Origin of the sequence: Nocardia nepalensis (assembly GCF_048910785.1) — a bacterium.
In the GTDB taxonomy this organism is placed as follows: Bacteria; Actinomycetota; Actinomycetes; order Mycobacteriales; family Mycobacteriaceae; genus Nocardia; species Nocardia nepalensis.
In genome coordinates this window covers 371,022-395,319 of record NZ_JBKBET010000038.1, presented here as the reverse complement: position 1 = coordinate 395,319, position 24,298 = coordinate 371,022, and the positions used below count along the sequence as shown (strand labels likewise).

General features: G+C 67.4%; 24 protein-coding genes. 11 read left to right on the top strand and 13 right to left on the bottom strand.

The window, feature by feature from the left end; genetic code table 11:
* Positions 1-22: 22 nt before the first annotated feature.
* The 3 genes from ACHQ4I_RS36400 to mhuD form a co-directional block, all read right to left on the bottom strand.
* Complete coding sequence (locus tag ACHQ4I_RS36400) at positions 23-838, bottom strand: CbtA family protein (protein WP_420776629.1); 816 nt, start codon at positions 836-838, stop codon at positions 23-25.
* 32 nt (positions 839-870) lie between these two features.
* The gene (locus tag ACHQ4I_RS36395; protein WP_040686176.1) at positions 871-1,065 is read right to left on the bottom strand and encodes a CbtB domain-containing protein; all 195 of its coding nucleotides are present in this window, start codon (positions 1,063-1,065) and stop codon (positions 871-873) included.
* 248 nt (positions 1,066-1,313) lie between these two features.
* A complete protein-coding gene (gene mhuD / locus ACHQ4I_RS36390) occupies positions 1,314-1,628 on the bottom strand; it encodes a mycobilin-forming heme oxygenase MhuD (RefSeq protein ID WP_040686177.1) in 315 nt (104 codons plus the stop codon).
* Positions 1,629-1,843: 215 nt separating this feature from the next.
* Here mhuD and ACHQ4I_RS36385 point away from each other — a divergent pair, with 215 nt between their 5' ends.
* Positions 1,844-2,590, top strand: coding sequence for an alpha/beta fold hydrolase (locus ACHQ4I_RS36385; protein WP_420776437.1), 747 nt, complete (start codon positions 1,844-1,846; stop codon positions 2,588-2,590).
* A gap of 55 nt (positions 2,591-2,645) precedes the next feature.
* Here the strand turns inward: ACHQ4I_RS36385 and ACHQ4I_RS36380 are convergent, their stop codons facing one another.
* Positions 2,646-3,545 (bottom strand): HhH-GPD family protein, encoded by a 900-nt coding sequence (locus ACHQ4I_RS36380; protein ID WP_420776628.1) that lies wholly within the window; start codon positions 3,543-3,545, stop codon positions 2,646-2,648.
* A 147-nt stretch (positions 3,546-3,692) separates the two neighbouring features.
* Here ACHQ4I_RS36380 and ACHQ4I_RS36375 point away from each other — a divergent pair, with 147 nt between their 5' ends.
* Together ACHQ4I_RS36375 and ACHQ4I_RS36370 are read left to right on the top strand one after the other, a co-directional pair.
* A complete protein-coding gene (locus ACHQ4I_RS36375; RefSeq protein WP_420776436.1) occupies positions 3,693-4,316 on the top strand; it encodes a carbonic anhydrase in 624 nt (207 codons plus the stop codon).
* A gap of 119 nt (positions 4,317-4,435) precedes the next feature.
* On the top strand, positions 4,436-5,116 hold the full coding sequence (locus tag ACHQ4I_RS36370; protein ID WP_420776435.1) for an RAD23 family protein: 681 nt from the start codon (positions 4,436-4,438) through the stop codon (positions 5,114-5,116).
* Positions 5,117-5,168: 52 nt separating this feature from the next.
* Here ACHQ4I_RS36370 and radA read toward each other — a convergent pair whose 3' ends face one another.
* Positions 5,169-6,575 (bottom strand): DNA repair protein RadA, encoded by a 1,407-nt coding sequence (gene radA / locus ACHQ4I_RS36365; protein ID WP_420776434.1) that lies wholly within the window; start codon positions 6,573-6,575, stop codon positions 5,169-5,171.
* A gap of 100 nt (positions 6,576-6,675) precedes the next feature.
* The gene (locus tag ACHQ4I_RS36360) at positions 6,676-7,389 is read right to left on the bottom strand and encodes a copper chaperone PCu(A)C domain-containing protein (protein WP_420776433.1); all 714 of its coding nucleotides are present in this window, start codon (positions 7,387-7,389) and stop codon (positions 6,676-6,678) included.
* 409 nt (positions 7,390-7,798) lie between these two features.
* Between ACHQ4I_RS36360 and carD the strand changes: the two genes are divergently transcribed.
* The 6 genes from carD to ACHQ4I_RS36330 all read left to right on the top strand — a co-directional run bounded on the left by carD (position 7,799) and on the right by ACHQ4I_RS36330 (position 12,549).
* Entirely contained in the window at positions 7,799-8,287 is a 489-nt protein-coding gene (carD, locus tag ACHQ4I_RS36355) for an RNA polymerase-binding transcription factor CarD (protein ID WP_011206964.1), read from the top strand.
* A 2-nt stretch (positions 8,288-8,289) separates the two neighbouring features.
* Positions 8,290-8,994: a 2-C-methyl-D-erythritol 4-phosphate cytidylyltransferase gene (gene ispD, locus ACHQ4I_RS36350; protein WP_420776432.1), complete on the top strand. Its 705-nt coding sequence runs from the start codon at positions 8,290-8,292 to the stop codon at positions 8,992-8,994.
* A gap of 82 nt (positions 8,995-9,076) precedes the next feature.
* A complete protein-coding gene (ispF, locus tag ACHQ4I_RS36345; protein ID WP_420776627.1) occupies positions 9,077-9,544 on the top strand; it encodes a 2-C-methyl-D-erythritol 2,4-cyclodiphosphate synthase in 468 nt (155 codons plus the stop codon).
* Between the two features lie 64 nt (positions 9,545-9,608).
* Positions 9,609-11,036, top strand: coding sequence for a cysteine--tRNA ligase (gene cysS, locus ACHQ4I_RS36340; RefSeq protein ID WP_420776431.1), 1,428 nt, complete (start codon positions 9,609-9,611; stop codon positions 11,034-11,036).
* A complete protein-coding gene (rlmB, locus tag ACHQ4I_RS36335) occupies positions 11,036-12,016 on the top strand; it encodes a 23S rRNA (guanosine(2251)-2'-O)-methyltransferase RlmB (RefSeq protein ID WP_420776430.1) in 981 nt (326 codons plus the stop codon). Before cysS ends, rlmB begins: the two co-directional genes overlap by 1 nt.
* Positions 12,017-12,270: 254 nt before the next feature.
* Positions 12,271-12,549 (top strand): DUF4190 domain-containing protein, encoded by a 279-nt coding sequence (locus ACHQ4I_RS36330; protein WP_420776429.1) that lies wholly within the window; start codon positions 12,271-12,273, stop codon positions 12,547-12,549.
* Position 12,550: 1 nt separating this feature from the next.
* On the opposite strand, the gene ACHQ4I_RS36325 is transcribed toward ACHQ4I_RS36330, so the two are convergent.
* The gene (locus tag ACHQ4I_RS36325; protein WP_420776428.1) at positions 12,551-13,360 is read right to left on the bottom strand and encodes an enoyl-CoA hydratase/isomerase family protein; all 810 of its coding nucleotides are present in this window, start codon (positions 13,358-13,360) and stop codon (positions 12,551-12,553) included.
* Between the two features lie 53 nt (positions 13,361-13,413).
* Positions 13,414-14,586, bottom strand: a complete 1,173-nt coding sequence (locus ACHQ4I_RS36320) for an acyl-CoA dehydrogenase family protein (RefSeq protein WP_420776427.1) — start codon at positions 14,584-14,586, stop codon at positions 13,414-13,416.
* A 244-nt stretch (positions 14,587-14,830) separates the two neighbouring features.
* Here ACHQ4I_RS36320 and ACHQ4I_RS36315 point away from each other — a divergent pair, with 244 nt between their 5' ends.
* A complete protein-coding gene (locus ACHQ4I_RS36315; protein WP_420776426.1) occupies positions 14,831-15,352 on the top strand; it encodes a hypothetical protein in 522 nt (173 codons plus the stop codon).
* Between the two features lie 222 nt (positions 15,353-15,574).
* Here the strand turns inward: ACHQ4I_RS36315 and ACHQ4I_RS36310 are convergent, their stop codons facing one another.
* The 5 genes from ACHQ4I_RS36310 to kstR form a co-directional block, all read right to left on the bottom strand.
* On the bottom strand, positions 15,575-16,411 hold the full coding sequence (locus ACHQ4I_RS36310) for a metal ABC transporter permease (RefSeq protein ID WP_420776626.1): 837 nt from the start codon (positions 16,409-16,411) through the stop codon (positions 15,575-15,577).
* A gap of 29 nt (positions 16,412-16,440) precedes the next feature.
* Positions 16,441-17,355: a metal ABC transporter ATP-binding protein gene (locus tag ACHQ4I_RS36305; protein ID WP_420776425.1), complete on the bottom strand. Its 915-nt coding sequence runs from the start codon at positions 17,353-17,355 to the stop codon at positions 16,441-16,443.
* Between the two features lie 60 nt (positions 17,356-17,415).
* Positions 17,416-18,291: a metal ABC transporter solute-binding protein, Zn/Mn family gene (locus ACHQ4I_RS36300; protein ID WP_420776424.1), complete on the bottom strand. Its 876-nt coding sequence runs from the start codon at positions 18,289-18,291 to the stop codon at positions 17,416-17,418.
* A 212-nt stretch (positions 18,292-18,503) separates the two neighbouring features.
* Positions 18,504-21,074, bottom strand: coding sequence for a trehalose-phosphatase (gene otsB / locus ACHQ4I_RS36295; RefSeq protein ID WP_420776423.1), 2,571 nt, complete (start codon positions 21,072-21,074; stop codon positions 18,504-18,506).
* A gap of 256 nt (positions 21,075-21,330) precedes the next feature.
* The gene (gene kstR, locus ACHQ4I_RS36290) at positions 21,331-21,996 is read right to left on the bottom strand and encodes a cholesterol catabolism transcriptional regulator KstR (protein ID WP_420776422.1); all 666 of its coding nucleotides are present in this window, start codon (positions 21,994-21,996) and stop codon (positions 21,331-21,333) included.
* A 148-nt stretch (positions 21,997-22,144) separates the two neighbouring features.
* On the opposite strand from kstR, the gene ACHQ4I_RS36285 reads away from it, so the two are divergent.
* On the top strand, positions 22,145-24,295 hold the full coding sequence (locus tag ACHQ4I_RS36285) for an acyl-CoA dehydrogenase family protein (RefSeq protein WP_420776421.1): 2,151 nt from the start codon (positions 22,145-22,147) through the stop codon (positions 24,293-24,295).
* Positions 24,296-24,298: the final 3 nt, after the last annotated feature.

Below are 24,298 nucleotides of genomic sequence, written 5' to 3'. Positions count from 1 at the left end.
CTTTCGCGATCCGAACTCCGGATCAGCCTGCGGTAGTGAGCGACTCTCGTACCGGAGTGCTACCGCGCGTGGCGAATTCGGTGAGCGCCGCGAAACCCAGTCCGAGGCAGGCCCACAGCGTGGCCGTCTCGCCGAGCGATGCCGCACGGAACTGCCACAGCAGCGCGGCCGGGAAGTCGTCCTTCACCTCATTTATCCCTGGCAGCAGGACATAGCCGAGCACAACGACGAGCACGAACGCCGCGACTCCCGCGATCAGCCGAACCGTACCGAGTTGTGCGGCAAGCAGTTTGTAGAGGTAGATCCCGATGCCGACCGCGGCCACACCGAGCAGGACTGCCGCCACCCACAACCAGGTCCGCTGGTTGATGGTGTCCGGATCACCCACGGCGGGCGGATTGGCCGGGTACTTGAAGAACGGCACCGCCACGATCGCAGCCCAACCCGCCAGCGCCAACCCGAGCGCGAGCTTCGGCCCGGACAACGTCGTGTACCTGCGCGCGAAGTGCGCGACCGAACCGAAAATGGCCCCGAGCGCGAGCCCGGAGAGCCCGAGCGCCAGGAACTGCCCGAACTTCTGCCCGGACCGGCTGACCAGCGGCTCTTCCTCGTCACCGTGCGTATGCCCGGCCGGCGGCGCAGCGTGTTCGGCGGCCTTTTCCTTGGCGGTATCGGCCTCTTCGATGGAAATGGCGGCCTCGATCTTGGGCTCGCCCACGAAATAGCCCACTGTCGCGGCCAGCAGACCGGAGATGAGACCGGCCAGCAGGCCACGGAGCAGCAGGGTCTTGAGCGATCCGTCCAGGGAGACGGGCGGGGTGGGTGAACCCAGGGGGATGGCAGCCGACGGAGTCGGCGGGGTGGGTGGAATCAGTGGCACGGGACACCGAGCAGGTGACGTCCGTCGTGCATCAGCTCATGCAGGTACATCCCGCTGCGCGAGATGACGCCCTGGTCGAAGCCGACCAGGTACAGGGTGAGCAGTGCGAGAAGAACGACGCCTACTGCGATGAGCAGCGTGCCAAGTGAATCGGTTGCCCGACTCGGTGAATGCGCGATAGCCATTCGAGTCCTCCTAGGGATGCGCGTCCCGTGAGTTGTGCGGTGCGAAGGTGCCGGTGTCTGGCTTTCCGGCACCAAGGACTCGGTGCAAGAACACAGTGGCGCGACCGCTTCGGAATCTCACCGAATTACCGCGTCACCCTCGCGTTTGTCATTCGCACTGTGACATCTGGTCGCACCCGCCGTCAACACAGCGGGCGACTTACCCACGTCGTGGTGGGCGAGTCGCGCATCGCGTCTGTCCTGCGGATTCAGGAGGCGGATTTTGCCGCGACGTCCAGCACAACCTCGAACTCCAGCAGCGAGGCGCCCGTCGAAACCGGCTTCTGACGCTCGCCCGCATGCGCCTCCCGCGCCGGCCCGTCCCGCCACGCCGCGAACGACTCCTCCGAATCCCACTGGGTGACAACGAAGTACCGGTTCTCCCCGGCCACCGGCCGCAGCAACTGGAAGCCGAGGAATCCCGGCGAGCCCTCCACCGCATGCGCACGATGGGCGAACCGCTTCTCCAACTCGGGGCCGGCGCCCTCCGGAACCTCGATCGCATTGATCTTCACAACAGCCATGCTCCGACGATACGTCTGCGCTCACCAGCCACCCCGCAGCGCATCGGGGTAGTCGAGTCGACTGCGCGACGCTGCCACGAGGCAGCGAGTCCGACGAGCGAAAAGGGTCGGCCGTGAGGCCCACCCGTCGCCCGACCACCACGCCTCATCGAATCGCTACCGACATTCGGGGGGCGGCGAATACGCACCGCCGTAGGCGCTGCAAAATCAACACCGTGTTGCATGACGAAGGTGGGGCGGGGGTGCCGATCCTGCTGCTGCACGGACTGATGGGCAGCGCCCGCACCTGGCGTGATCAGCTGGACTGGCTGCGGGCGTTCGGCCACGTCTACACCTTCGACGCCGCGGGTCACGGGCGTCCCGCACCCACCGAGTTGACCACCGAGGCCTTCATCGACGACCTCGCCGCGGCCACCGCCGATATTTCCGAACCCATGGTGGTGATCGGACATTCGATGGGCGGCCTGCACGGCTGGGTGTTCGCGGCGCAGTATCCGGAGCGGGTGCGCGCGCTGGTGGTCGAGGACATCGCCCCCGACTTCCGCGGCCGCACCGCCGAGGACTGGGCGGCCATGATCGAGGCGTGGCCGCAGCCGTTTCCGGATGCGGACGCGGTGCTGGATTTCTTCGGCCCGGTCGCCGGACGCTACTTCCTCGACTCCTTCGACCACGGCCCCGACGGCTACCGTCTGCACGGCTCGGTATCCACCTTCCGCGATATCTCCGAAGAGTGGGGCACCCGCGACTTCTGGGCCCAATGGCGCGCGGTCAAGGCCCCCGCCCTCCTGATCGAAGGCGAATTCACCATCACCCCCGAGGGGCAGATGGGACAGATGGCAGTGGTCCACCCCGACGCCACCTACGTCCGCATCCCGAACTCCGGCCACCTGGTCCACGACGACCAACCCGAGCGCTACCGCGCCGAAGTCGAGAACTTCCTGCGCAAGGTCCTCGAGTCCTAGCCGATCGCACCGGAAACCCCAGGAATCGGGCACCCGCGTGGAGCGAAGGGTGAGGTCAGGTGAGGGTGGGGCCGCCCTCGCCGGCGAGGGCGAACAGGCCGTCGGGGGTTTGTTCGATCAGACCGTCGACGAGGAGGGAGTCGAGGGCGCGGTCGCGTTGGCCGGGGTCGCGCGTCCAGGCCAGGTCCAGGCGAATTCGCTCGACGGGCCCGGTGGCGTCGCGCAACACGTCGAGCAACCTACCGCGCGCTTGCCGATCGGTGCCCTCGTATTTCTGCGTCTTGCGAACCACCTCGGACACCGGCCGGCCCGCGGAAACCCATGCGCATTGCGGCAGTGGACAGCGCGCGCAGTCCGGCGTCCTGGCCGTGCACACCGTCGCGCCCAACTCCATCAGCGCGGCGGAAAACATCGCGGCATGGTCGATTCGGCGCGGCAGCAGCGCCTCGGTCTCCGGCAGATCACGTGAGGATGGATTCCCGGCCTCCGACCGCCCGTGTACCGCACGCGCCACCACCCGGCGAACATTGGTGTCCACCACCGGAACTCGCTGCCCATAGGCGAAACAGGCCACCGCCCGCGCTGTATACGCGCCGATGCCCGGCAGGCCGAGCAGCACCTCGACATCGGTCGGCACCTCGTCGCCGTGCTCATCGGCGAGCACCTTGGCGCATTCGTGCAGCCGCAAGGCCCGCCGTGGATATCCCAGCTTGCCCCAGGCCCGCAGCACCTCGGCCTGCGATGAGGCGGCCATTGCGGAGGGGACCGGCCAGCGCGCCACCCACTCCCGCCAGATCGGTTCGACGCGCACCACCGGCGTCTGCTGCAACATGATCTCGCTCATCAGGATCTGCCAGGCGGTGACGTCCTTACGGCGCCACGGCAGATCCCGCGCGGTCTCGCGGTACCAGTCCAGCAACGACTCGGCATCCACCCGGTTGGTTACCGCCGCGATCTTGCGCTTCGCGTCTGCACGCTTTTGCGCTGCGCCGCCCTCCGACACTGCCCTCACCGTTCCTATTGTCCTGCGGCCGGTCGATATTTGCCGAGCCGTAACGAAACGGACTCGCTGGTAACCACTGCCATGTGCACAATGGTCGGTATGCCTGATTCCAATCCGATCAGCGCCTGGAAGTCCCTGCGCGAGGGCAACGAGCGCTTCGTGAACGGCACGCTGCTGCATCCTAGCCAGGGCGCGGTCGACCGGGCCAAGCTCGTCAGCGGCCAGCACCCGCACGCCATCCTGTTCGGCTGCGGTGACTCCCGCGTCGCCGCCGAGCTGATCTTCGACCAGGGTCTCGGCGATATGTTCGTGGTGCGCACCGCGGGCCACGTGGTGGACAGTTCCGTGCTCGGCTCCATCGAGTACGGGGTACAGGTGCTGAACGTGCCGCTGATCGTGGTGCTCGGACACGACAGCTGCGGCGCGGTGAAGGCCACCATCGACGCGCTGGACGGCGGCGAGGTGCCCGGCGGATTCATTCGCAGTGTGGTCGAGCGGGTCACGCCGTCGATTCTGATCGGGCGCCGGGAAGGGCTGTCCACCGTCGACGAGATGGAGGCCAGGCATGTGGTGGAGACCAGCCGACTGCTCATGCAGCGGTCGATGATCATCTCGCAGCGCGTGGCGACGGGTGAATGCGCGATCGCCTGTGTCACATACAAATTGGCCGAGGGTCAGGTGAAGTTGCAGCGGGTCGTCGGCAATATCGGTGAGCTGGCCTGACGGGCCGATCCGAGGGATCCAGGGTGCGAGCGGAATTTACCTGCCGCGCTCGGGTTTTCCGATCCGACACGCCGGGGTCCTGAGTCGCTGTACCGGATCGTGCCCTTACCGTTGACTCCGTGCTGGAACCGAATGGACCGCTGCCTCCGGAGATCTATTGGCGACGCCGCGCGCTCGCCATCGGCATCCTGGTCGTGGCGCTCGCACTGGTCATCTGGTTGGTCTTGACGGTCACCCGCGGCGGCGATTCGCCCGGCACGACGAAGGCGGCCGCGACGCACTCGTCGTCGGTCACGAGTAAGCCCGCGGGGGCGTCCTCCTCGACGCCGCCGCCGACCACCGGCGAATCCAGCGCGAAGCCCTCCGGCAGTACGACCGCCGCGCCGAGCGGTAGTCCGGTCGCCGCCGGCATCTGCCCGGATCAGTCGCTCGCGGTGAAGGTGACCGTCGAGCAGCCGACCTACAAGACCGGAGAGACCCCGGTATTCGGCATTGTGATCACCAATATCTCGTCCTCGACCTGCTCCCGCGATGTCGGCTCCGGTCTGCAGCAGGTCTCGGTGACCAGCCTCGACGGTCAGCGCCGGCTCTGGTCGAGCACCGACTGCTACCCGGACGGCGTACCGGATGTCCGCACCCTTAACCGCGGTGAGCAGGCGGCCTTCATGGTCACCTGGTCCGGCTCGACCTCCCAGCCGAACTGTGCCGGTGACCGCGTGCAGGTGCCGCCCGGCGCGTATGCCGTTGTCGCCCAACTGGGTTCACTCCGCAGCGCCGCCGAACCCTTCAATATCGCCTGACCTGCCCGCACCGGGTCGGGGCCGATCAGGTTGTGCGACAGCGGTTGTCGGCTCAGAAGTCGGGAGCCGATTCGGTCGCAGCCGCGCGTTGTTTGCGCAGCCCGGCGAGGCGGATGGCCGACTTGACGTCGCTCACCTCGTGGATCTTCATGCCGTTCTTGGCGCGTGCCAACCCCGGCGGCACCAGGGCGGTGGTGAAGCCCAGCCGTTCGGCCTCGGCCAGTCTGCGCTCCAGTCCGGTCACCCGCCGCACCTCACCAGCCAGCCCGACCTCCCCGAGGATGACCCAGCCGACCGGCAGCGCCTGATCGCGCTCGGCGCTCGCGATGGCAAGTGCCACAGCCAGATCCGCGGCGGGCTCCAGCAGCCGCATGCCGCCCACCGTCGCGGCGTACACATCGTGTTTGCCGAGGAACACCCGCCCGCGGCTCTGCAGCACGGCCAGCACCATCGCGACGCGGTTGTAGTCGAGTCCGCTCACCGCCCGCCGCGGATTCGGGATCTCGGTGTGCACGGTGAGCCCCTGCACCTCGGCGACCAGCGGTCGCTTACCGTCCATCGCCACCGTGACCGCCGTGCCCGGCACCGAATCGGTGCGGTGATGCAGGAACAGTCCCGACGGATCGGTGACGCAGGAGATCCCGTCGTCGTGCAGTTCGAAACAGCCGACCTCATCGGAGCTGCCGAAGCGGTTCTTGATGCCGCGCACCATGCGCAGTGTGGAGTTCTTATCGCCCTCGAACTGCAGCACCACGTCCACCAGGTGCTCCAGCGTGCGCGGGCCCGCGACATTGCCGTCCTTGGTGACATGTCCGACCAACAGCACCGCGATCCCGCTCGCCTTCGCCAGCGAGGTGAGCGCCGCGGCCACCGCGCGCACCTGGGTGACGCCGCCGATGGTGCCGTCCACCTCGGGAACCAGCATCGTCTGCACCGAGTCGACGACCAGCAGCGTCGGGCGCACCTGCTCGACATGGCCGAGCACGATCGATAGATCCGATTCCGCCGCCAGATAGACCCTTTCGTGCACCGCGTTGGTCCGGTCGGCCCGCAACCGCACCTGCCCCGCCGATTCCTCCGCGGTGACATACAGCGACTTCTCGTCGCGCTGGGTGGCCCACCGATGCGCGACCTCCAACAGCAGCGTCGATTTGCCGACCCCGGGCTCACCAGAGAGCAGTACGACCGATCCGGGCACGATGCCCCCGCCCAGCACCCGGTCCAGCTCCTCGACGCCGGTCGGCCGGGCCTTGGTGACCTTCGAATCGATATGCGAGATGGGCGCGGCGGCGGTGCTCGGCAACATCGCCCGCCGCCCGACCGGCGATGCCGCGGTCGCCGCCGCCCCGGCTACCTCGTCGACAGTGCCCCACGCACCACAGTCCGGGCATTTGCCCACCCATTTGGCGACCTCGTACCGGCAGGCGGAGCATCGGAAGATCGACTTGGTCTTGGCCACAGGCGCACCTTACGTATCTCCTCCGACAAGCGGCTCGACAGATACGAAAACGGCTGCCGCGCGGTTGCGCGACAGCCGTACGTTGTTGCCGGTCAGCGAATCAGTGTCCGCCCTTGTGCTCGCCCTCGGTCGCGGCGGCCTGGCCTTCGTGCCGCTCGGTCTGCTGTCCGGCGTCGACCGGAACCTGCACGGTCACGGTGCCGTTCTGCTTGAAGTTGAAGGTCACCGGGTAGGTGAGGCCGGGGGTGACGTCCCTGGTCAGGCCGGTGATCTCGATCAGGCCGGGCTTCTTCTCCGGGTTGACGGTGGTCTTGTCGCTGGCCGGACCCGCGCCGTGCTCATCGGGCTTGGCGGTGGTGGACGGCGCCGCGCCGTGCTCGTCCGACTTGGCCGCGGCGCCCTGCGCGGCGGCGGACGGGGCCGCGACGACGGTCTGCTGCGGGGCGATCTGGAATGCCGGGTCACCCGCGGGCGCGGTGATCTTCACCGGGCCGAGGTCGGTGGTGATGCTGGTGAGCTCGTCGGTGACGGTCTCGCCGTTGTTGATGACCGACAGCGCGATGATCGCCTTGCCGCCCTTGGCGTTGGTGTACTCGCTGCCCGCGGCCGGGAAGACGATGTGCACGTTGCGCAGCGAGATCCGGTCGATGTCGGCGTGGTTGCCATTGACCGCGGCGACCTGGGTCGCGGTCTGCGAGATCTGGCCTGCACCGCAGCCGGACAGCACGAGCGCCGCTCCGGCGGCGAGCGCGGCAACCGAAACCATGCGACGTCGCGCCCCTGTCGAGGCGGTCACAGCTTTCAGGGCAGTCACGGGTTGTCCCTCCATGTCGACCGGGCTCACTCCGCTAGGGAGAGTAATAACTAGGCAGCGTAGTAGTAGCCTCCGCCGAGCGGACGCCGGGGCTGTGTTGGATTTGCCGCGCCTGCGGCGCGGCGTGTTCGCGGCCCCCTTTTGTCTCGCCGGACACTCCGTTGCTCGGCATCCGTTGGGTAACGGTTTTCGGCGAGCGCGGGTGAGTTGCGGAGGCGCGGCTGGGCTTTCGGGTCGTCCGGTGTGATGTTCGTACGGGGCGATAACTCGTTCTGGCACAACACAATGCACACCGCATCGTTTCTGTCAAGCCCCACGGTTGCCTCGTTGTGGCCCTGACCTGCACAGTTGATCGCGCCGTTACCGAGTCGCATGTTAAACTGTGAACATCGAAAGGGGCACGGGACACATGATTTTTAAGGTCGGAGACACCGTCGTTTACCCCCACCACGGAGCGGCGCTGATCGAAGCAATCGAGACTCGCACCATCAAGGGTGAGCAAAAAGAGTATCTGGTCCTGAAGGTCGCCCAAGGTGACCTGACTGTTCGCGTTCCCGCAGAGAACGCCGAATATGTCGGCGTGCGCGACGTCGTCGGCCAGGAGGGTCTCGACCGAGTCTTCCAGGTGCTGCGTGCGCCGCACACCGAAGAACCGACTAACTGGTCTCGCCGCTACAAGGCCAACCTGGAGAAGCTCGCCTCCGGCGATGTGAACAAGGTTGCCGAGGTCGTTCGCGACCTGTGGCGTCGGGAGCAGGACCGCGGGCTGTCTGCGGGTGAGAAGCGGATGCTGGCCAAGGCCCGCCAGATCCTCGTCGGTGAGCTCGCGCTCGCCGAGGGGACCGATGACGGCAAGGCCGAGACGCTCCTCGATGAGGTTCTCGCTGCGGCTTCCTGACCGTGAACGTTTTTAACAGCGACGGTTCCGTCGTTGCGTTGGTGCCTGCCGCCGGTCGTGGCGTTCGCCTGGGTGAATCGACACCCAAAGCGTTCGTCACGGTCGGCGGCACACCTATGGTCCGGCTGGCCGTCGACGGCCTGATCGCCTCCGGGGCGGTCGACCGGATCATCGTGATGGTCCCCACCGAATTGGTCGAGAGCGCCGTTGCCCTGCTGCCGCCCTCGGAGTCGGTGCGCGTGGTCATCGGCGGCGCCGAGCGCACCGATTCGGTGCGCTCGGGAATCGCCGCCGCCCCCGATGCCGCCTATTTCCTCGTGCACGACGCCGCCCGCGCATTGACTCCGCCCGAGCTGATCGCCCGGGTGGTCGCCGAACTGCGCGCGGGTGCGCAAGCCGTCGTGCCCGCATTGCCCGTGGTCGACACCATCAAATCCGTCGATGCGCACGGCGGCGTGACCGGAACTCCCGATCGCGCGGGCCTGCGCGCAATTCAGACGCCGCAGGGTTTCGCCGCCGAATTGCTGCGCGCGGCCTATGCCGATGAGACCCTGCAGGCCACCGACGACGCCGGTCTCGTCGAACTGCTCGGCACCCGGGTGCACACCATCCCCGGCGACCCCATGGCTTTCAAGATCACCACCCGGCTCGATCTGCTGCTGGCCAACGCGGTGCTCGACGGCGCACGGACGGTGGGCCGGTCATGAGTGAGCGCAGCCAGCGAACGTTCAACACAGCCATCCGCATGGTCATGCCGGAGCGGAGCGCTAGCGAGGCGCAGGCATGAGCATGCGCGTCGGCATCGGCAGCGATGTCCATCCCATCGAAGCGGGCAGACCGTGCTGGATGGCCGGCCTGCTCTTCGACGGCGACGACGGCTGCGCCGGACACTCCGACGGCGATGTCGCCGCGCACGCGCTGTGCGATGCGCTGCTTTCCGCGGCCGGACTCGGCGATGTCGGCGCGGTCTTCGGCACCGGACGACCGGAGTGGGCCGGGGTCTCCGGCGCCGCCATGCTGAAGGAAGTGCGTAGGCTCCTTGACGAAGCGGGCTTCGAAATCGTCAATGCCGCGGTACAGGTAATCGGCAATCGGCCGAAGATCGGACCGCGTCGGGCCGAGGCCCAGCAGGTGCTCGGCGAGCTGCTCGGCGCCCCGGTCTCGGTGTCGGGCACCACAACCGACGGCCTCGGGTTGACCGGCCGCGGCGAGGGCGTGGCCGCTGTGGCTACCGCCCTGCTACAGGCCTGTCGCTGATCCAGCTCCCGCCGACCTGAGCCGCTCCGTGAACGGCCTTATCTACCAGCTAGGATCGACTTCCGTGACTCTGCGCCTTTTTGACACCGACACGCGGACCATGCGCGATTTCGCGCCACTGGTCCCCGGCCGTGCCTCGGTGTACCTGTGTGGCGCCACCGTGCAGGGTGAACCGCACATCGGCCATGTGCGCAGCGGAGTCGCGTTCGACGTGCTGCGGCGCTGGCTGCTCGCGCACGACTACGACGTGTGGTTCATTCGCAATGTCACCGATATCGAGGACAAGATCCTGACCAAGGCCGCCGAGGCGGGCAGGCCGTGGTGGGAGTGGGGCGCGACCTACGAGCGCGCCTTCGACAACGCCTACCAAACCCTCGGCGTGCTGCCGCCCTCGGTGGAACCGCGCGCGACCGGCCACATCACCCAGATGATCGACCTGATGCAGCGGTTGATCGAACGCGGGCACGCCTATGCCTCCGCGGGCAACGTCTACTTCGACGTGGTCAGCTATCCGGAGTACGGCAGCCTGTCCGGGCACAAACTCGATGACGTGCACCAGGGCGAGAGCGCCGGCGAGGGCAAGCGCGATCCGCGCGACTTCACGCTGTGGAAGGCCGCCAAACCGGGCGAGCCGACCTGGCCGTCGCCGTGGGGGCCGGGTCGTCCCGGCTGGCATCTGGAATGCTCCGCGATGGCCGAGTTCTACCTCGGCTCGGAATTCGATATCCATTGCGGCGGAATGGATCTGGTCTTCCCGCACCACGAGAACGAGATCGCCCAGTCCAAGGCCGCCGGCGACGGATTCGCGCGGTACTGGCTGCACAACGGCTGGGTGACCATGGGCGGCGAGAAGATGTCCAAGTCGCTGGGCAATGTGCTCTCGGTGCCGAATGTGCTGAAAAAGGTTCGGGCCGTTGAACTTCGGTTCTACCTGGGCAGCGCGCACTACCGGTCCATGCTGGAGTACTCGGATAAGGCACTCTACGACGCCGCGGCCTCGTATCAGCGGATCGAGGCGTTCGTGCACCGGGTGGCCGAGCGCGCCGGGAAGATCGCGGTCGGCAAGTGGACCGACGCGTTCGCCGAGGCGATCGACGACGATCTGGCGATTCCGCGGGCCCTGGCCGAGGTGCACCGGGTGGTGCACGAGGGCAATAAGGCGCTGGAGTCGGGCGCGATCGATGAGGCGGTCGAGCTGGCCGGACAGGTCCGGGCCATGCTGAACATCCTCGGCGTCTGCCCGTTCGATCCGCAGTGGTACACCCCGGAGGACAACTCGGTCGCGCTGGACGCCTTGGACGTCCTGGTGCGCGCCGAACTCGACCGCCGCCAGCAGGCGCGCGCCGCCAAGGACTGGGCGAGTGCCGACGCGGCGCGCGACCGGTTGCAGGCCGCCGGAATCGAAGTGACCGATACCCCACAGGGTCCGGAATGGTCGCTGGGCGCAGCGCAGCTTTCGCCGGGCGCGGTACAGCGTGGAAAGGCGAACTGATGGCAGGAAACTCACAGCGTCGAGGCGCGATTCGTAAGGGCGGCACCAAGAAGGGCGCCGTCGTCGGCTCGGGTGGACAGCGCAGGCGCGGACTGGAGCCGCGCGGTGCGACCCCGCCCGCCGAGGCGCGGACCAAACATCCCGCGGCCAAGCGGGCGGCGGCCAAGGCGAAGGCCGCGGCCCAGGGCAGGCCGGGCCCGCGCGGCGGCGGTGCTCGTCCGGCCGGGCGCAAGACCGACGACGGTCCGGAGATGGTGCTCGGCCGCAATCCGGTGGTCGAATGTCTGCGTGCCGGTGTGCCGGCGACCGCGCTGTACGTCGCGCTGGGTACCGAGAACGACGAGCGGCTGACCGAGAGCGTGAAAATGGCCGCCGATGCGGGCATCTCCATTCTCGAGGTGCCGCGCACCGATCTGGATCGGTTGAGCGCCAATGGGCTGCATCAGGGTGTGGCACTGCAGGTGCCGCCGTACCGGTACGCCCATCCGGATGATCTGGTTGCGCGGGTACGGGATTCGGCCGAACCCGCCCTGCTGGTTGCGCTGGACAATATCTCCGATCCGCGCAATCTCGGTGCGGTGATCCGCTCGGTGGCCGCCTTCGGTGGCCAGGGTGTGCTGATTCCGCAGCGGCGCAGCGCGAGCGTCACCGCGGTCGCCTGGCGTACCAGCGCCGGTGCCGCGGCCCGGCTCCCGGTCGCCCGCGCGACGAATCTGACTCGCACGCTGAAGGATTGGGCCTCGCAGGGGTTCCAGATCGTCGGTCTCGACGCGGGTGGCGACACCACCCTCGATGACTTCGACGGCCGCATCCCCACCGTGATCGTGGTCGGTTCGGAGGGCAAGGGACTGTCCCGGCTGGTTCGGGAGACCTGTGATTCGATCATCGGCATCCCGATGGCCGGGCCGGTGGAATCGCTGAACGCGTCCGTCGCGGCGGGCGTCGTGCTCTCCGAAATCGCACGCCAGCGCCGCATCTGATCGCAGTACTGGTTGCCGCGGTCCGCCGCCGCCTCGAGTGACGCCACACGCTGCTTGGTGACACCACATGCGCAATCGCGGATGGGCAGTCATGAAAGGACAAGTGCCGTCCGGCGATATCCGCCGGGACCTGCCCGGATGCGAACGCCCGCGCGTGTGGTCGGGCGTGCTGCGAACCGGCGGGCCGGGTTCGACGGCGAATCAGCGGCTGCGGTTGAACCGCAAATCGACTCCGGCCCCGTAGAATTCGATACGTGGTCATCCCGAACCAGGCTCCGAAGGAGACGATCGAGCATCCGCATGCGACGGCGGTGCTGGCGCTCGGCGCGGCGAGTCTGTTCTGCTGCGGCGCGCTGGGGCCGTTGGCGTGGGCGCTCGGCAAACGTGCGCTCGACCAGATCGACGATTCCTACGGCGGTTACGGTGGCCGCGCGCAGGTGCTCGTCGGGTACACCCTCGGCATCATCGGCACGGTCCTGATGACCTGCATGGCGGTGGTTTTCCTGCTGATCCTGCTCGGCGGCCGGGCCTAGGTCAATCCAGGCTGGGGCGTTCGTGTTCGCCCTGGTCGTCCCAGGCGGGCCATTCCTGGCTGATGCTGCCGGTCCAGTTGGGCTGGCGGCGATCTCGGAAGGCCGCCATCGCCTCGCCGCCGTCGATGCTCTTGCTGACGTGGGCGTTCAGCTCGGTCTCCAACTGCCCGACCATCGCCGGGCTCATGCCCAGGCCCTCCCATAGCAGCCGCTTCGACAGCGCGACCGGTAGCGGCGCCGCCCCGTTCGCGAGGTCGTGGGCGATGGCCAGCGCCGTCGGCAGCACCTCGCCTCCAGGCAGGCAGCCATTGGTCAGGCCCATCGCCTTGGCCTCGTCGCCGTCGAAGGTGCGACCGGTCAGCATGATGTCCGCGGCATTGGCCATGCCGACCAGCCGCGGCAGCGTCCAGTGCGCGTAGCCGTCGGCGAGCACGCCGCGGCGCACCTGATTCAGGCCGTACACCGCATCACGCGCCATGTACCGCAGATCGCATTGCAGGGCCAGTGCGAGTCCGATGCCGACCGCATGGCCGTTCACCGCCGCGATCACCGGTTTGCGCACCCGCCACGGCGGCGGATCGATGGTGGCGCTGACATCACCCACCCGGTTGGACAGATCGGCACCCGCGCAGAACGCCTGTCCCGTGCCGGTGATGACGACCGCGCGGATCGCATCCTCGGTATCGCAACGCTGCAGCGCCGCACTCAGTTCGGCGGCCATTGCCGGGGTGACGGCATTCTGTTGAGCGGGTCTATTGAGCGTGAGGACGGCGATGCCCGCGGAGACATCGACGAGCAGTTCCGAACTCATGCCAGGCATGTTAGTCGACCGGGACGACTGTTGGTCGGGCCGAAAGTCCTACCTCAGGCACGCAGGACATGGCGGCCGATGGCGTATTTGTGGACTTCGGTCGGGCCGTCGTAGAGGCGGAAGGCGCGCATGTCCCGGAAGATCATTTCGACCACGGTTTCATCGCTGATGCCGATGCCGCCGAGTACCTGGACGCAGCGGTCGGTGACCTTGAACAGTTCCTCGGAGACGAATGCCTTCGCGATCGAGCTCTCGTGCCTGGCCTTCTCGCCCTGGTCCATCAGCCAGCAGGCGTGCCAGATGGTGAGGCGGCACTGGTGCAGTGCGATCTCGTTGTCGGCGAGCATGAACGACACGCCCTCGTGGTCGCCGATCGGTTTACCGAAGGCGGTGCGGGTCCTGGCGTATTCGACCGCGATGGACTGGGCGCGTTCGGCCGCGCCGAGCCAGCGCATGCAGTGGGTGAGCCGGGCGGGCGCGAGCCGCAGCTGGGCGTAGCGCAGCGCCTGGCCGGTTTCGCCGAGCAGCGCCTCCTTGGGCAGCACCAGATTCTCGAAGCGCACCACACCGTGGCCGCCGACGTAGTTGCGGTCCATGGTGTTCATGGTGCGTTCGATGATGATGCCGGGCTGGTCGCCATCGGTCAGGAACAGCGTCGGGCCGTCGGGCACATGCGGGTTCGGCGCGACCCGGGCCATGATGATCCAGGTCTTCGCGCCGTCCGCGCCGGTGATGAGCCATTTGCGGCCGTTGATGGTGAAGTTCTCGCCGTCGAAGACGGCCTCGGTGGCCAGCTGATTCGGATCCGAACCCGCGCCGTCCGGTTCGGTCATCGCGAAAACGGTGCGCCGGTGACCGGCGACCGCGGGTGCGAGGTGGCGTTCGACCTGCTCCGGGTTGGCGATCTTGGAGAGCAGGAACATATTGCCCTCATCCGGTGCGGCGCAGTTCATGGCGACCGGGCCGAGGGTGGACCAGCCCGCCGCCTCGTAGATCACCGCCTGCTCGATGTGGGTGAGGCCGCGCCCGCCGAGGGCTTCCGGGGCCTGCACCGTCAGCAGTTTTTCCGCGCGGGCCAGCTCGACGAGTTCCTGACGCAGTTCGTCGGTGGGGCCGTGCGAGGTGAGGCGCGGATCGCGCTCGAAGGGGACGATCTTGTCGATGACGAACCGGCGGACCCGGTCGCGTTCGGCGGCGAGTTCGGCGGGAATCGTGAAGTCGATCATTGGTCACCATTCGTTCGAGGGGCGAGTGGGTCGAGCATACGAAACCCGGTGCCACTGACTGACGGCGGTTGCCCTCAAAAGCATTCCACTGCTGGTCCTGGCCTTGCTGACCTGCGCTGATACCTGATGTCAGCGCGGGGGTATGAGACGTCAGCGCGCTGTCAGCGTCGCCGGACATCGTTCGGTCATCGAGCACGGGAAGCCCACCGGCTCTCGAGGACAACCCGATGAGGAGAACCCGCAAATGATGACCATCGCCGCCGTCGCCCAGCTGCTGATCGCCCTCGCCTTCGTCAGCATCCCGCTGGTGCGGCACCGCTACGGCGCCGCCGCCAAGGCCGCCGCCGACGCCGAGCTGACCAGACAGGGTGTGCGCCCCGCCGTCCTCGAGGAGAACGGCATGCGATTCGACGCGGGCGGTCACGAGACCTGGGCGCCGGTCGGTATTGCCCTGGTGGTGACCACGCTGGCCGTGCTGAACCTGGCGGGCAACGACTGGGGCCCAACGCTGTCCTGGATCTTCCAGGTGCTGGTGCTGCTCGGCAACGGCGTAATCCTGTACAGCAACCTGACCGCCGCCAAGACCATCCAGACCGCCTTCGCCCGCAAGTGCGATCCGGAACTGGCCCGCATCGACGTCGAGGCCTTCCTCGCCGCCGCCGAGAACGCCTTCCCCCGCTGGGTGATGCCCTACCTGCAGAACCTCCGCCACGCCACCGTCTTCGGCGGTTCGATCATCGTCCTGTTCACCCTCCTGGCCGCGTGATCCGCTGCCCAGGTGTTCGCCAATGCGCGAGCACCTGGCCCGGCTTTCTGAGCGCCGCGCACAAATTGGCACGCCGCCGCACGATTTGCCCGGCAATTCACTGGCGGCGGGCAAATTCGTGCGCGATACCGGCTTGTGGCAGCGGGCGCGGGTGGTGTGCTCAGGACGCTCCAGTGCACAAGATGGCGCGCCGCGCAGGGTTCTGCGCGGCATTGGGGTGGGTCAGTGCATGCGGGCGGCTCGGCGGCGGCGGGGGCCGATGATGCGGCAGATCAGGTAGATGGTGAAGGAGATGGTGGTGACGAAGGTGGAGACCGGGACGCCGGGGGCGAGTGACAGCAGAATGCCGCCGACTGCGGCGGTTTCCGCGAAGAGCACCGCGAGCACCGTGGCGCGGACCGGATTCGCGGTCAGCTGTGCCGCCGCGGCCGCGGGGGTGATGAGCAGGGCGAGGACCAGCAGTGCTCCGACGATCTGCACTCCGAAGGCCGCGGTGATGCCGAGCATGACCGCGAACACCACCGAGAGGGCCCGGACCGGAACGCCGCGCGCCAGTGCGACTTCGGGATCCGAACTCGCGAACAGCAGCGGCCGGTAGACCACCGCGAGCACGGCGAGCACCAGCACGGTGCAGGTCAGCAGCAGGGTGAGTCCGCTGTAGCCGACGCTGACCACCTGACCGGTGAGCAGCGAGAACTTCGAACCGGCGCGTTCTGGACCGAGCCACAGGAACAGCACCGAGAGCCCGAGCCCGAACGACAGCACCACCGCTATCACCGAATCGCGTTCTCTGGCCTTGGTTCCGAGCAGTCCGAACAGCACCGCCGCCACCACCGAGCCGACGATCGCGCCGAGCCCGACACCGATTCCGGCGAGCAATGCCGCCGCCGCACCGGTCAGCGATAGCTCGCTGGTGCCGTGCACGGCGAACGACATCTGCCTGCTGATGATCAACGGTCCGATCACACCGGCCAGCAGTCCGAGCAGCGCGGCGGCGAGCACGGCCTGCTGTACGAACGAGTAGGACAGCAGATTCGCGGTGGTGGAGAAGTCGAGCATCTTCGAGATGACGTCCGATAGCTTGTCGATCACGAACGAACCCCACTCGACTCGGGCAGCTCATCGGAAAGCGTCGCGCCGTGGCAGTGTTGGGCCCCGGCGGCGCCGAGTGCGTCCATGGTGTCGCCGGTGCCGACGACGACCAGTCGCCCGCGCACCCGCAGCACATCGACCTCGGTCTGATACAGCTGCGAGAGCACCTCCGAGGTCATCACCTCATCGGGCGTGCCGATCCGGAACTTCCCGTCGACCAGGTACAGCACCCGATCCACCAGCGGCAGAATCGGATTGATCTCGTGCGTCACGAAAAGCACTGCGGTGTCGTGAGTTCGCCTGCGTCGATCGATCAACTCCGATACCAGCCGCTGATTGGCCAGATCGAGGCTGAGCAGCGGTTCATCGCAGAGCAGCACCTTGGGATCGCCGACCAGCGCCTGGGCGACCCGCAGCCGCTGCTGTTCGCCGCCGGACATGGATTCCAGTGGCGCATAAGCGAATTTCTCCGCGCCCACATCGGCGATGGCGGCGCGGACCTTGCGCTTGCGCTCGGCACGGCGGCGCAGTCCGAGCCCCCAGTTGTGCCCGTCCACGCCGAGCCCGACCAGGTCGACCCCGCGCAGTTGGACACCGGCATCGATCGTCTTCTGTTGCGGCACATAGCCGATATCGGGATTGCCCGCGCGTGCGGGTCCGCCCGCGATCTCGGCGGTGCCCGAACTGAGCGCGAGCTGGCCGAGCAGCACCTTCAGCAGCGAGGTTTTGCCGGACCCGTTCGGCCCGAGGACCGCGACGAATTCACCCGGCGCCACCTCGAGATCCAGTCCCTGCCAGAGCTTGCGTTCGCCGAATGCCAGGCCGGCGGCATCGAGCTTTACGGCGGCTGAGCCGATATCGGACGACCGCCGCTGCACCGTGTCGGTGTCTTCGGTCAGCGGTGCTCCCATGGGCCCACCCGTCACCCGGCCACCACTCCTCATCGAATCGCTGCGCGATGCTGTCATCGATCAGACCAGCGCCGCGGCCAGCGCCTGGGCGTTCTTGGTCTGCCACTGAATGTAATCCACACCGTCGGGCAGGGTTTCGGTCACCTCGACGATGGGTAGACCATTCGACTGCGCGAGCGAGCGTAGGTCCTTGGTGATCTTGTCCTGGGTCTGGATGTTGTAGATCAGCGCGCGCACCTTCTTACCGGTCAGCAGATCCTGCGTGGCGGCGACGGCGGCGGGGGCCGGATCGGTCTCCTGCTCGATCGCCTCCTGGAACTCGTGCGGCGTCAGATCTCGGGTCCCGGCGGCGACGAGCAGGTAGTGCGCCAGCGGTTCGGTCTGCAACACGGGGGTCTTCGGGTGCTCGCTGGCGATCTTGGTGGCGATGGCGCTGATCGCGGTCAGCTTTGTCTTGAATGCGGCGGCGCGGTCGGTGTAGGCCGCGGCGTGCGCGGAGTCGAGCTCGCCGAGGGTGCTCGCGATCCGGTCGGCGACCGTGCTCACCGTGCTCGGATCGTAGAAGACGTGCTCGTTCTCGTCGCTCTTATCGGTGCGGGATTCGAACGCCTCGACGGTGCGCTTGTCCTTGCCCTGGATCGCCTTCTCGATGAACTCGTCGTAGCCGCCGCCATTGAAGACGATCAAGTCGGCGTCGCTGATCTTGGCCGACTCCACGGCCGAGGTCTCGTGCGAATGCGGGTCGGCGGAGGTGATGAGCGAGGTCACCGAGGCATCCGGACCTGCGATGGCCGCGGCGATATCGCCCCAGACGTTGGTGGAGGCGACGACAGTGGGCTTATCCGAATCCTTCGAACTACCGCATGCGGTGAGCGCGACAACGGTGGCCACCCCCACGGCGATACCGGCGAATCTGACGGCAATTCGTGTGCTCACGCGCGGGGTACTCCTGGCAGTGCGGCGGATCTGAGCGTGCTCTAGATCATAATGGAAATCGTTACCATTTGAACTTTAGCAGCAGGCCCTGCTCGGCACGAGTCGATGTTCGCTGCATCACTTCGGCGCCCGAGCTGCGTAACTTCGGGTCGGAACGCGGCCGGGCCCGCGAACCGATCGGTTCGCGGGCCCGGAAGTATGCGGTGGTCGGCTCAGACGAGCGCTTCCACCGGCTTGCCCAGCAGCTGTGCACAACGCAGCAGGCCCAGATGGCTGTAGGCCTGTGGATGGTTGCCGAGCGAGCGCTCGGCAACCGGGTCGTACTCCTCGCTGAGCAGACCGGTCGGTCCGGCGACATCGACCAGCTGCGCGAACAGCGCCTCGGCATCGGAGCGCTTACCGATCAGCAGATACGCCTCGACCAGCCAGGCCGCGCACAGGTGGAAGCCGCCCTCGCCGCCGGGCAGGCCGTCGTCGTGGTGGTACCGGTACACGGTCGAGCCGCTGCGCAGCTCCGCCTCGGTGGCCACCACGGTCGCCGCGAAGCGCGGATCCGACGGTTCGATCAGACCGCTGAGGCCGATATGCAGGGTGGCCGCGTCCAGATCGGTGCCGTCGTAGGCGGCGGTGTAGGACTGGACCTCTTCGTTCCAGCCCTTGGTCTTCACCTCGTCGGAGATGGTCTCGCGCAACGTGATCCAGGTCGGGTCGATCTGACGCTCGAAGCGCTGCGCCAGCGTGATCGCGCGGTGCACGGTCAGCCAGCCCATCACCTTCGAGTACACGTGGTGGCGCGGATTACCGCGGATCTCCCAGATGCCGTGGTCGGGTTCCTGCCAGCGCCGCTGCACCGCGGAGACCATGGCGTGCACCAGCTCCCAGTCGGCGTCCGGCAGCGCCTTGGCCGGATCGGTCAGGCCCTTCTCCTCGCGGCCGTGCGCCAGCGATGCGATGAGGTCGACGATCGGACCGAAAACATCCAACTGCACCTGCATATTCGCGGCGTTGCCGACGCGGACCGGACGCGATCCGGCATAGCCGGGTAGCTGGTCGATCGATGCCTCGGGCGGCAGGGTCTCGCCGTAGAGCGTGTACAGCGGGTGCAGGCGCTCCGGGCCGGGCAGCGTTTCCAGGACTCGGTGCACCCAGCCGAGGAATTCCTCGGCCTCGGTCAGCGAGCCGAGTGAAACCAGTGCCTGTGCGGTCAGCGAGGCGTCGCGCAGCCAGCAGTAGCGGTAGTCCCAGTTGCGCACGCCGCCAATATCTTCCGGCAGCGAGGTGGTGGCCGCGGCCAGGATCGAACCCGACGGCGCGTGCACGAGTCCGCGCAGGGTGAGCGCGGAACGCTTCATCAGATCCGGCTTCAGCGGCGGCAGTTGCAGTTTCGCCGCCCACTTCGCCCAGTAGTCCTCGGCGTCCCTGCGCCGCTCCGGCTCGCTGCTCATGGCCGGCGCGAGATCCTGTGTACCGCAGCGCATTTCCAGCACGATCGGACCGTGCGACGGATCCACGACGGCGCGCGCGGAGCCGTGCATGCCGTCGTACAGGATCTCCCATTGCACGCCTGGGGAACGCAGCACGATCGGATCATTGGTGCCGACCACGCGCAGGCCGGTCGGCTCGCATTCGATGCCAACCGGCACCTGGCCGAATTCCGGTCGGGGCGCGAAGGTTACGACGGCCTTCGCGTCGCCGGTGATCACCCGGGTCAGGTCGGTGCGGGTCGGCGCCACGTCATGCGGCAGATAGTCCACCACTTGCAGACTGGCCCAACGGGTTTCGACGGTCATGGTGCCGTCGATGTAGCGCTGCGAGAGCGGCAGGCCGGGGCGTTCCGGTTCGATGGTGAAGTGCCCCGCCTGCGGTCCGCCGAGCAGATGCGCGAAGACCGCGGCCGAATCCGGTTCCGGATGGCAGAACCAGGTGACGGTCGCGTCGGGAGTCAGCAGCGCCACCGAACGCGGACTGGCCAACATGCTCAGCCGCTCGATGCGCGGCGCGCTCGCACCGGCCAGCCAGGTGCGCCGCTCCTCGAGCAGGAAGGCCAGCGCCCAGGAGACGGCCTCGGTGCTGTCCACCCGGTACTTGGCCAGGCTCTCACCCTCGCCGACCTTGATGCCGACATCGGGGCCGGACAGCATCCGGAAGGCCTTTTCGTCAGTGACGTCATCGCCGAAGAACACCGCGGCCGAGGCGCCCTCCTGATGCCGGACGGTATCGAGCGCGACTCCCTTATCGGTCTGGATCACCGCGAGTTCGATAACCGACTTGCCCTCGGTCACCTGCACACCGACCCAGCAGGCCGGGCCGAGCCGGACCGCCTTCAGCGCGCGCAATCCGATTTCCGGACTCGCATTGCGCACGTGCAGCGCGACGCTGGCCGGTTTGAGCTCGACGCTGGCGCCGGGATTCTCCGCGGCGATCTGCAACAGACTGGTCTGCACCTCTACCAGGAGTTGTTTGGCATCGTTGTCGATGGCGTGTACGAAACCCACATCGAATTCCGAGCCATGACTACCGATCAGTTGCACCTCGACCGGCAGGCGCGACAATGCCGCGAGATCTCGCAGGGCACGGCCGGAGATCACGGCGGCGGTCGTGCCGGTAAGTCCGGCGAGCGCTCGTAGCGCGCTTACCGATTCCCGGTGCGGAAAAGCTTTGGCCGGGTCGGACACGATGGGCGCGATCGTCCCGTCGTAGTCCGATGCGACCAAAAGCCGTGGCACGCGCGCGACCGTCGACAATGCACGGCGAAGTTCCAGTGGCAGATCCTGTGCGCTCACGCATCCAACCTAGTGATCGGAGGAGTTTTTTCAGGGGCACGCGTGACAATACTGTGTTGAATTTGCCGCACCGAAGCGCGCCGGTTGGCGTGCGCATGATTGCGCACGCGTCAAGCGGCCTCCCGTACTAGATCTGCCCAGCTGACGGATTTTTAGTCAAACGTCCAGCGTGTGCAGGCTCACGTTCGCTCCCAGTCGTCGTGCACCACAGGACCGGTCGGTCCGCCGGTCGATTGCTGAATGTGAGCTGAAGGTGCTACTTGGCACCGCCGTTGTCGCCGAGCAACAGATCCACGGTCAGTTCCAGGCGCTCGGTGACATCGGTCGCCGAGGCGCGCCTGGTCAGCCAGGCCACCAGATTCGACAGCCAGACATCGCTTATTACCCGCGCGATCGCCAGCTGGCGTTCGGTGGGTTCGCCGTCGTTCATGGCCCTTGCGAAAACCCGGTCCATCACCTTGCCGACCCGGTCGACCTCGGCCGCCGCCGATGCGTCGGCGAACATGAACGCGCGAGTCATCGCCTCGGTGAGCAATGGATCGCGCTGCATCATCCGGGTGATCTGGGTCAGCAGCAGGTGCATGCGCTCATTCGGCGTCTGCCCGGCAAGCGGCTTGCGTTTGCCCTCGATCTGCTCGAATTCCCGCGACAGCGCGGAGACGAGCAAATGCACCTTGGACGGGAAATACCGGTACAGCGTTCCGACCGCGACATCGGCGCGCTCGGCCACCGCGCGCATCTGCACCGCGTCGTAGCCGCCCTTGGAGGCCAGTGCGAGGGTCGCATCCAGAATTCGCTTACGCCGTTCCCGCTGCGCGGCCGAACTCAGCTCGTCCTCGCTGAGCGTCGTGACCGTCGCGGTAGCCGACGCTCGCCCCGCCGCATTCGAATCGGCTGGCTGCGATCGGGAGGGACTGGCCATTGATGAGAGTCCTTTCCTGCACTGTCGTATCGCGTCGGGTGCATGCGCATTCCGGCAACGGGCCTGGGTCGTCTCTTGACTTCCGCCCAGCTAGGATATTAGAACATGTTCTAGGTGTGGGAGTCACGCCGGAAAGGCGGTACGGACTGTGACCATCGCCACCACTGACGAGCATAAAGCCGTTCAGGAGTCGATGCGCGGATGGGCCGGATCGGTGCGTCCAATTGCAACAATGCGGGACGACCCGGCGGACTTCTGGCGTGCCTATTGGCCCGCGTTGGCCGACTTCGGGATTTTCCGGGTCGCCGTTGCCGAGCAGGCCGGTGGCCACGGCGGATCGGTTGCCGACCTCGCCGTATTGGTCGAGCAGGCGGCCCACGACCTGGTCGGCGGGCCGGTGCTGTCCACCGCATTGGCGAACCTGATTACCGCCGGCGCCCTCGCCGAGGATATGCCGTGCGGTGTCGCGCTCGACTTCGTTGTCGGAGCCGTCGTCAGCGTACCGGCCGCGTCCGGTGAGTTGTTGCTCACGGGTATCTGGGATTCGGTGCTCGGCGCCGCGCCGGACACCTCGGTACTGGTGCCGGTGCAAACGCCGGATGGGTTGCGCTGGTGTGTGATCGGGCCCGATGCGCCGGGGCTGCGCATCGAAGCGCTCTCGCCCGCTGACCCGAGTACGCCACTGGCGCGTGTGCACTGTGCCGAGGTGCGGGTGCCCGCGGACCGGGTGTTCGAGTCTCCGCATGCTGTGGAAGACCTGCTGGCGGTGCTGGTTTCCGCCGAACTCGCCGGTGTGGCGGGTTGGTGCCTGGAGACCGCGGTCGAATATGCCAAGGTGCGTGAGCAATTCGGGCGCAAGATCGGGTCTTTCCAAGCGCTCAAACACATTTGCGCCTGGATGCTCTGCCGCGCCGAGCTGATCCGCTCCGTCGCGGCCGATGCCGCGGCCGCCGTCGACGAGGGCGGTGCGGAGCTGCCGATCGCGGCCGCGATCGCCGCCGCGATCTCGCTGGACGCCGCGGTCGAGACCGCGAAGGACTGCATCCAGGTGCTCGGCGGCATCGGCTTCACCTGGGAGCACGACGCGCACTTCTACCTGCGCCGGGCCACCGCATTGCGGCAGTTGCTCGGCGGATCGGCGCACTGGCGGGCCAGGGTCACCGAGCTCACCCGTGCGGGGCAGCGCCGGACCACCGGTGCGGACCGGGTGTTCGCCGCCGATGGTGTCGAGGTCGATGACAGCAGCGCCAACGAACTGGCCGCCGAGGTCGCCGCGATCGCGGCGCTGCCCGTCGACCAGCAGCGCAATGCGTTGGTCGACGCCGGGCTCGCCATGCCGCACTGGCCCGCGCCGTACGGCCGTGGCGCGAATCCCATGACGGGCCTGGTGATTTCGGAGGAACTGCGTCGCGCGGGTCTCGAGTCACCCGACTTGGCGATCGGCGGGTGGGCCATTCCGACCCTGCTGCAACACGGCACCCAGGAGCAGATCGACCGATTCGCCTGGCCGACGCTACGTGGCGAGGTGATCTGGTGTCAGCTGTTCAGCGAGCCGGAGGCCGGTTCGGATCTGGCGGCGCTGCGCACCACGGCCAAGCGGGTCGAGGGCGGCTGGGTGCTGCGCGGGCAGAAGGTGTGGACGTCGCTGGGCGACCGGGCGAACTGGGCGATCTGCCTGGCCCGCACCGATCCCGACGCCCCGAAGCATCGCGGCATCAGCTACTTCCTGGTCGATATGCGCAGCGCGGGGCTCGAGGTGCGTCCGCTGGTGCAGATCACCGGTGAGGCGCGCTTCAGCGAGGTCTTCCTCGACGACGTCTTCGTGCCCGACGAGTGTCTGGTCGGCGCGCTGAACAACGGCTGGAAGATCGCCCGCTCCACCCTGTCGACCGAACGGGTCGCCATGGGCGGCAACGGGATCGGGCCGGTGCTCGAGGAGCTCATCGCCAAACTGCCCGCCACCGGGCCGGGTGCGGAGCTGTTGAACGATCGGCTCGGAGGCTTCGTCGCCGATGCGATCGCTGGATTGCTGCTGGAACAGCGAGCCGCGGTCCGGATGCTGGCGGGCGGTGATCCGGGAGCGCAGAGCAGCGTGCGCAAGCTCGTCGGTGTCCGGCATCGCCAGGCCGTTGCCGAATTCGCGATGGAGACGGCAGGTCCAACCGCTGCGCAGGACTCCGAGGTGGTAAAGGAGTTCCTGCTCACACGTTGTTTGTCGATCGCAGGTGGCACCGAGCAGATTCTGTTGACCGTGGCTGGTGAGCGAATCCTCGGACTACCCCGCGACACGGACAGCTAGTCG

Coding starts and splice junctions, on each gene's coding strand:
- ACHQ4I_RS36315 (WP_420776426.1), top strand. CDS start 14,831: ATGATGACCATCGCCGCCGTCGCCCAGCTGCTGATCGCCCTCGCCTTC.
- ispF (WP_420776627.1), top strand. CDS start 9,077: ATGCGCGTCGGCATCGGCAGCGATGTCCATCCCATCGAAGCGGGCAGA.
- ACHQ4I_RS36320 (WP_420776427.1), bottom strand. CDS start 14,586: ATGATCGACTTCACGATTCCCGCCGAACTCGCCGCCGAACGCGACCGG.
- ACHQ4I_RS36310 (WP_420776626.1), bottom strand. CDS start 16,411: ATGCTCGACTTCTCCACCACCGCGAATCTGCTGTCCTACTCGTTCGTA.
- kstR (WP_420776422.1), bottom strand. CDS start 21,996: ATGGCCAGTCCCTCCCGATCGCAGCCAGCCGATTCGAATGCGGCGGGG.
- carD (WP_011206964.1), top strand. CDS start 7,799: ATGATTTTTAAGGTCGGAGACACCGTCGTTTACCCCCACCACGGAGCG.
- ACHQ4I_RS36305 (WP_420776425.1), bottom strand. CDS start 17,355: ATGGGAGCACCGCTGACCGAAGACACCGACACGGTGCAGCGGCGGTCG.
- ACHQ4I_RS36395 (WP_040686176.1), bottom strand. CDS start 1,065: ATGGCTATCGCGCATTCACCGAGTCGGGCAACCGATTCACTTGGCACG.
- rlmB (WP_420776430.1), top strand. CDS start 11,036: ATGGCAGGAAACTCACAGCGTCGAGGCGCGATTCGTAAGGGCGGCACC.
- ACHQ4I_RS36325 (WP_420776428.1), bottom strand. CDS start 13,360: ATGAGTTCGGAACTGCTCGTCGATGTCTCCGCGGGCATCGCCGTCCTC.
- mhuD (WP_040686177.1), bottom strand. CDS start 1,628: ATGGCTGTTGTGAAGATCAATGCGATCGAGGTTCCGGAGGGCGCCGGC.
- ACHQ4I_RS36375 (WP_420776436.1), top strand. CDS start 3,693: ATGCCTGATTCCAATCCGATCAGCGCCTGGAAGTCCCTGCGCGAGGGC.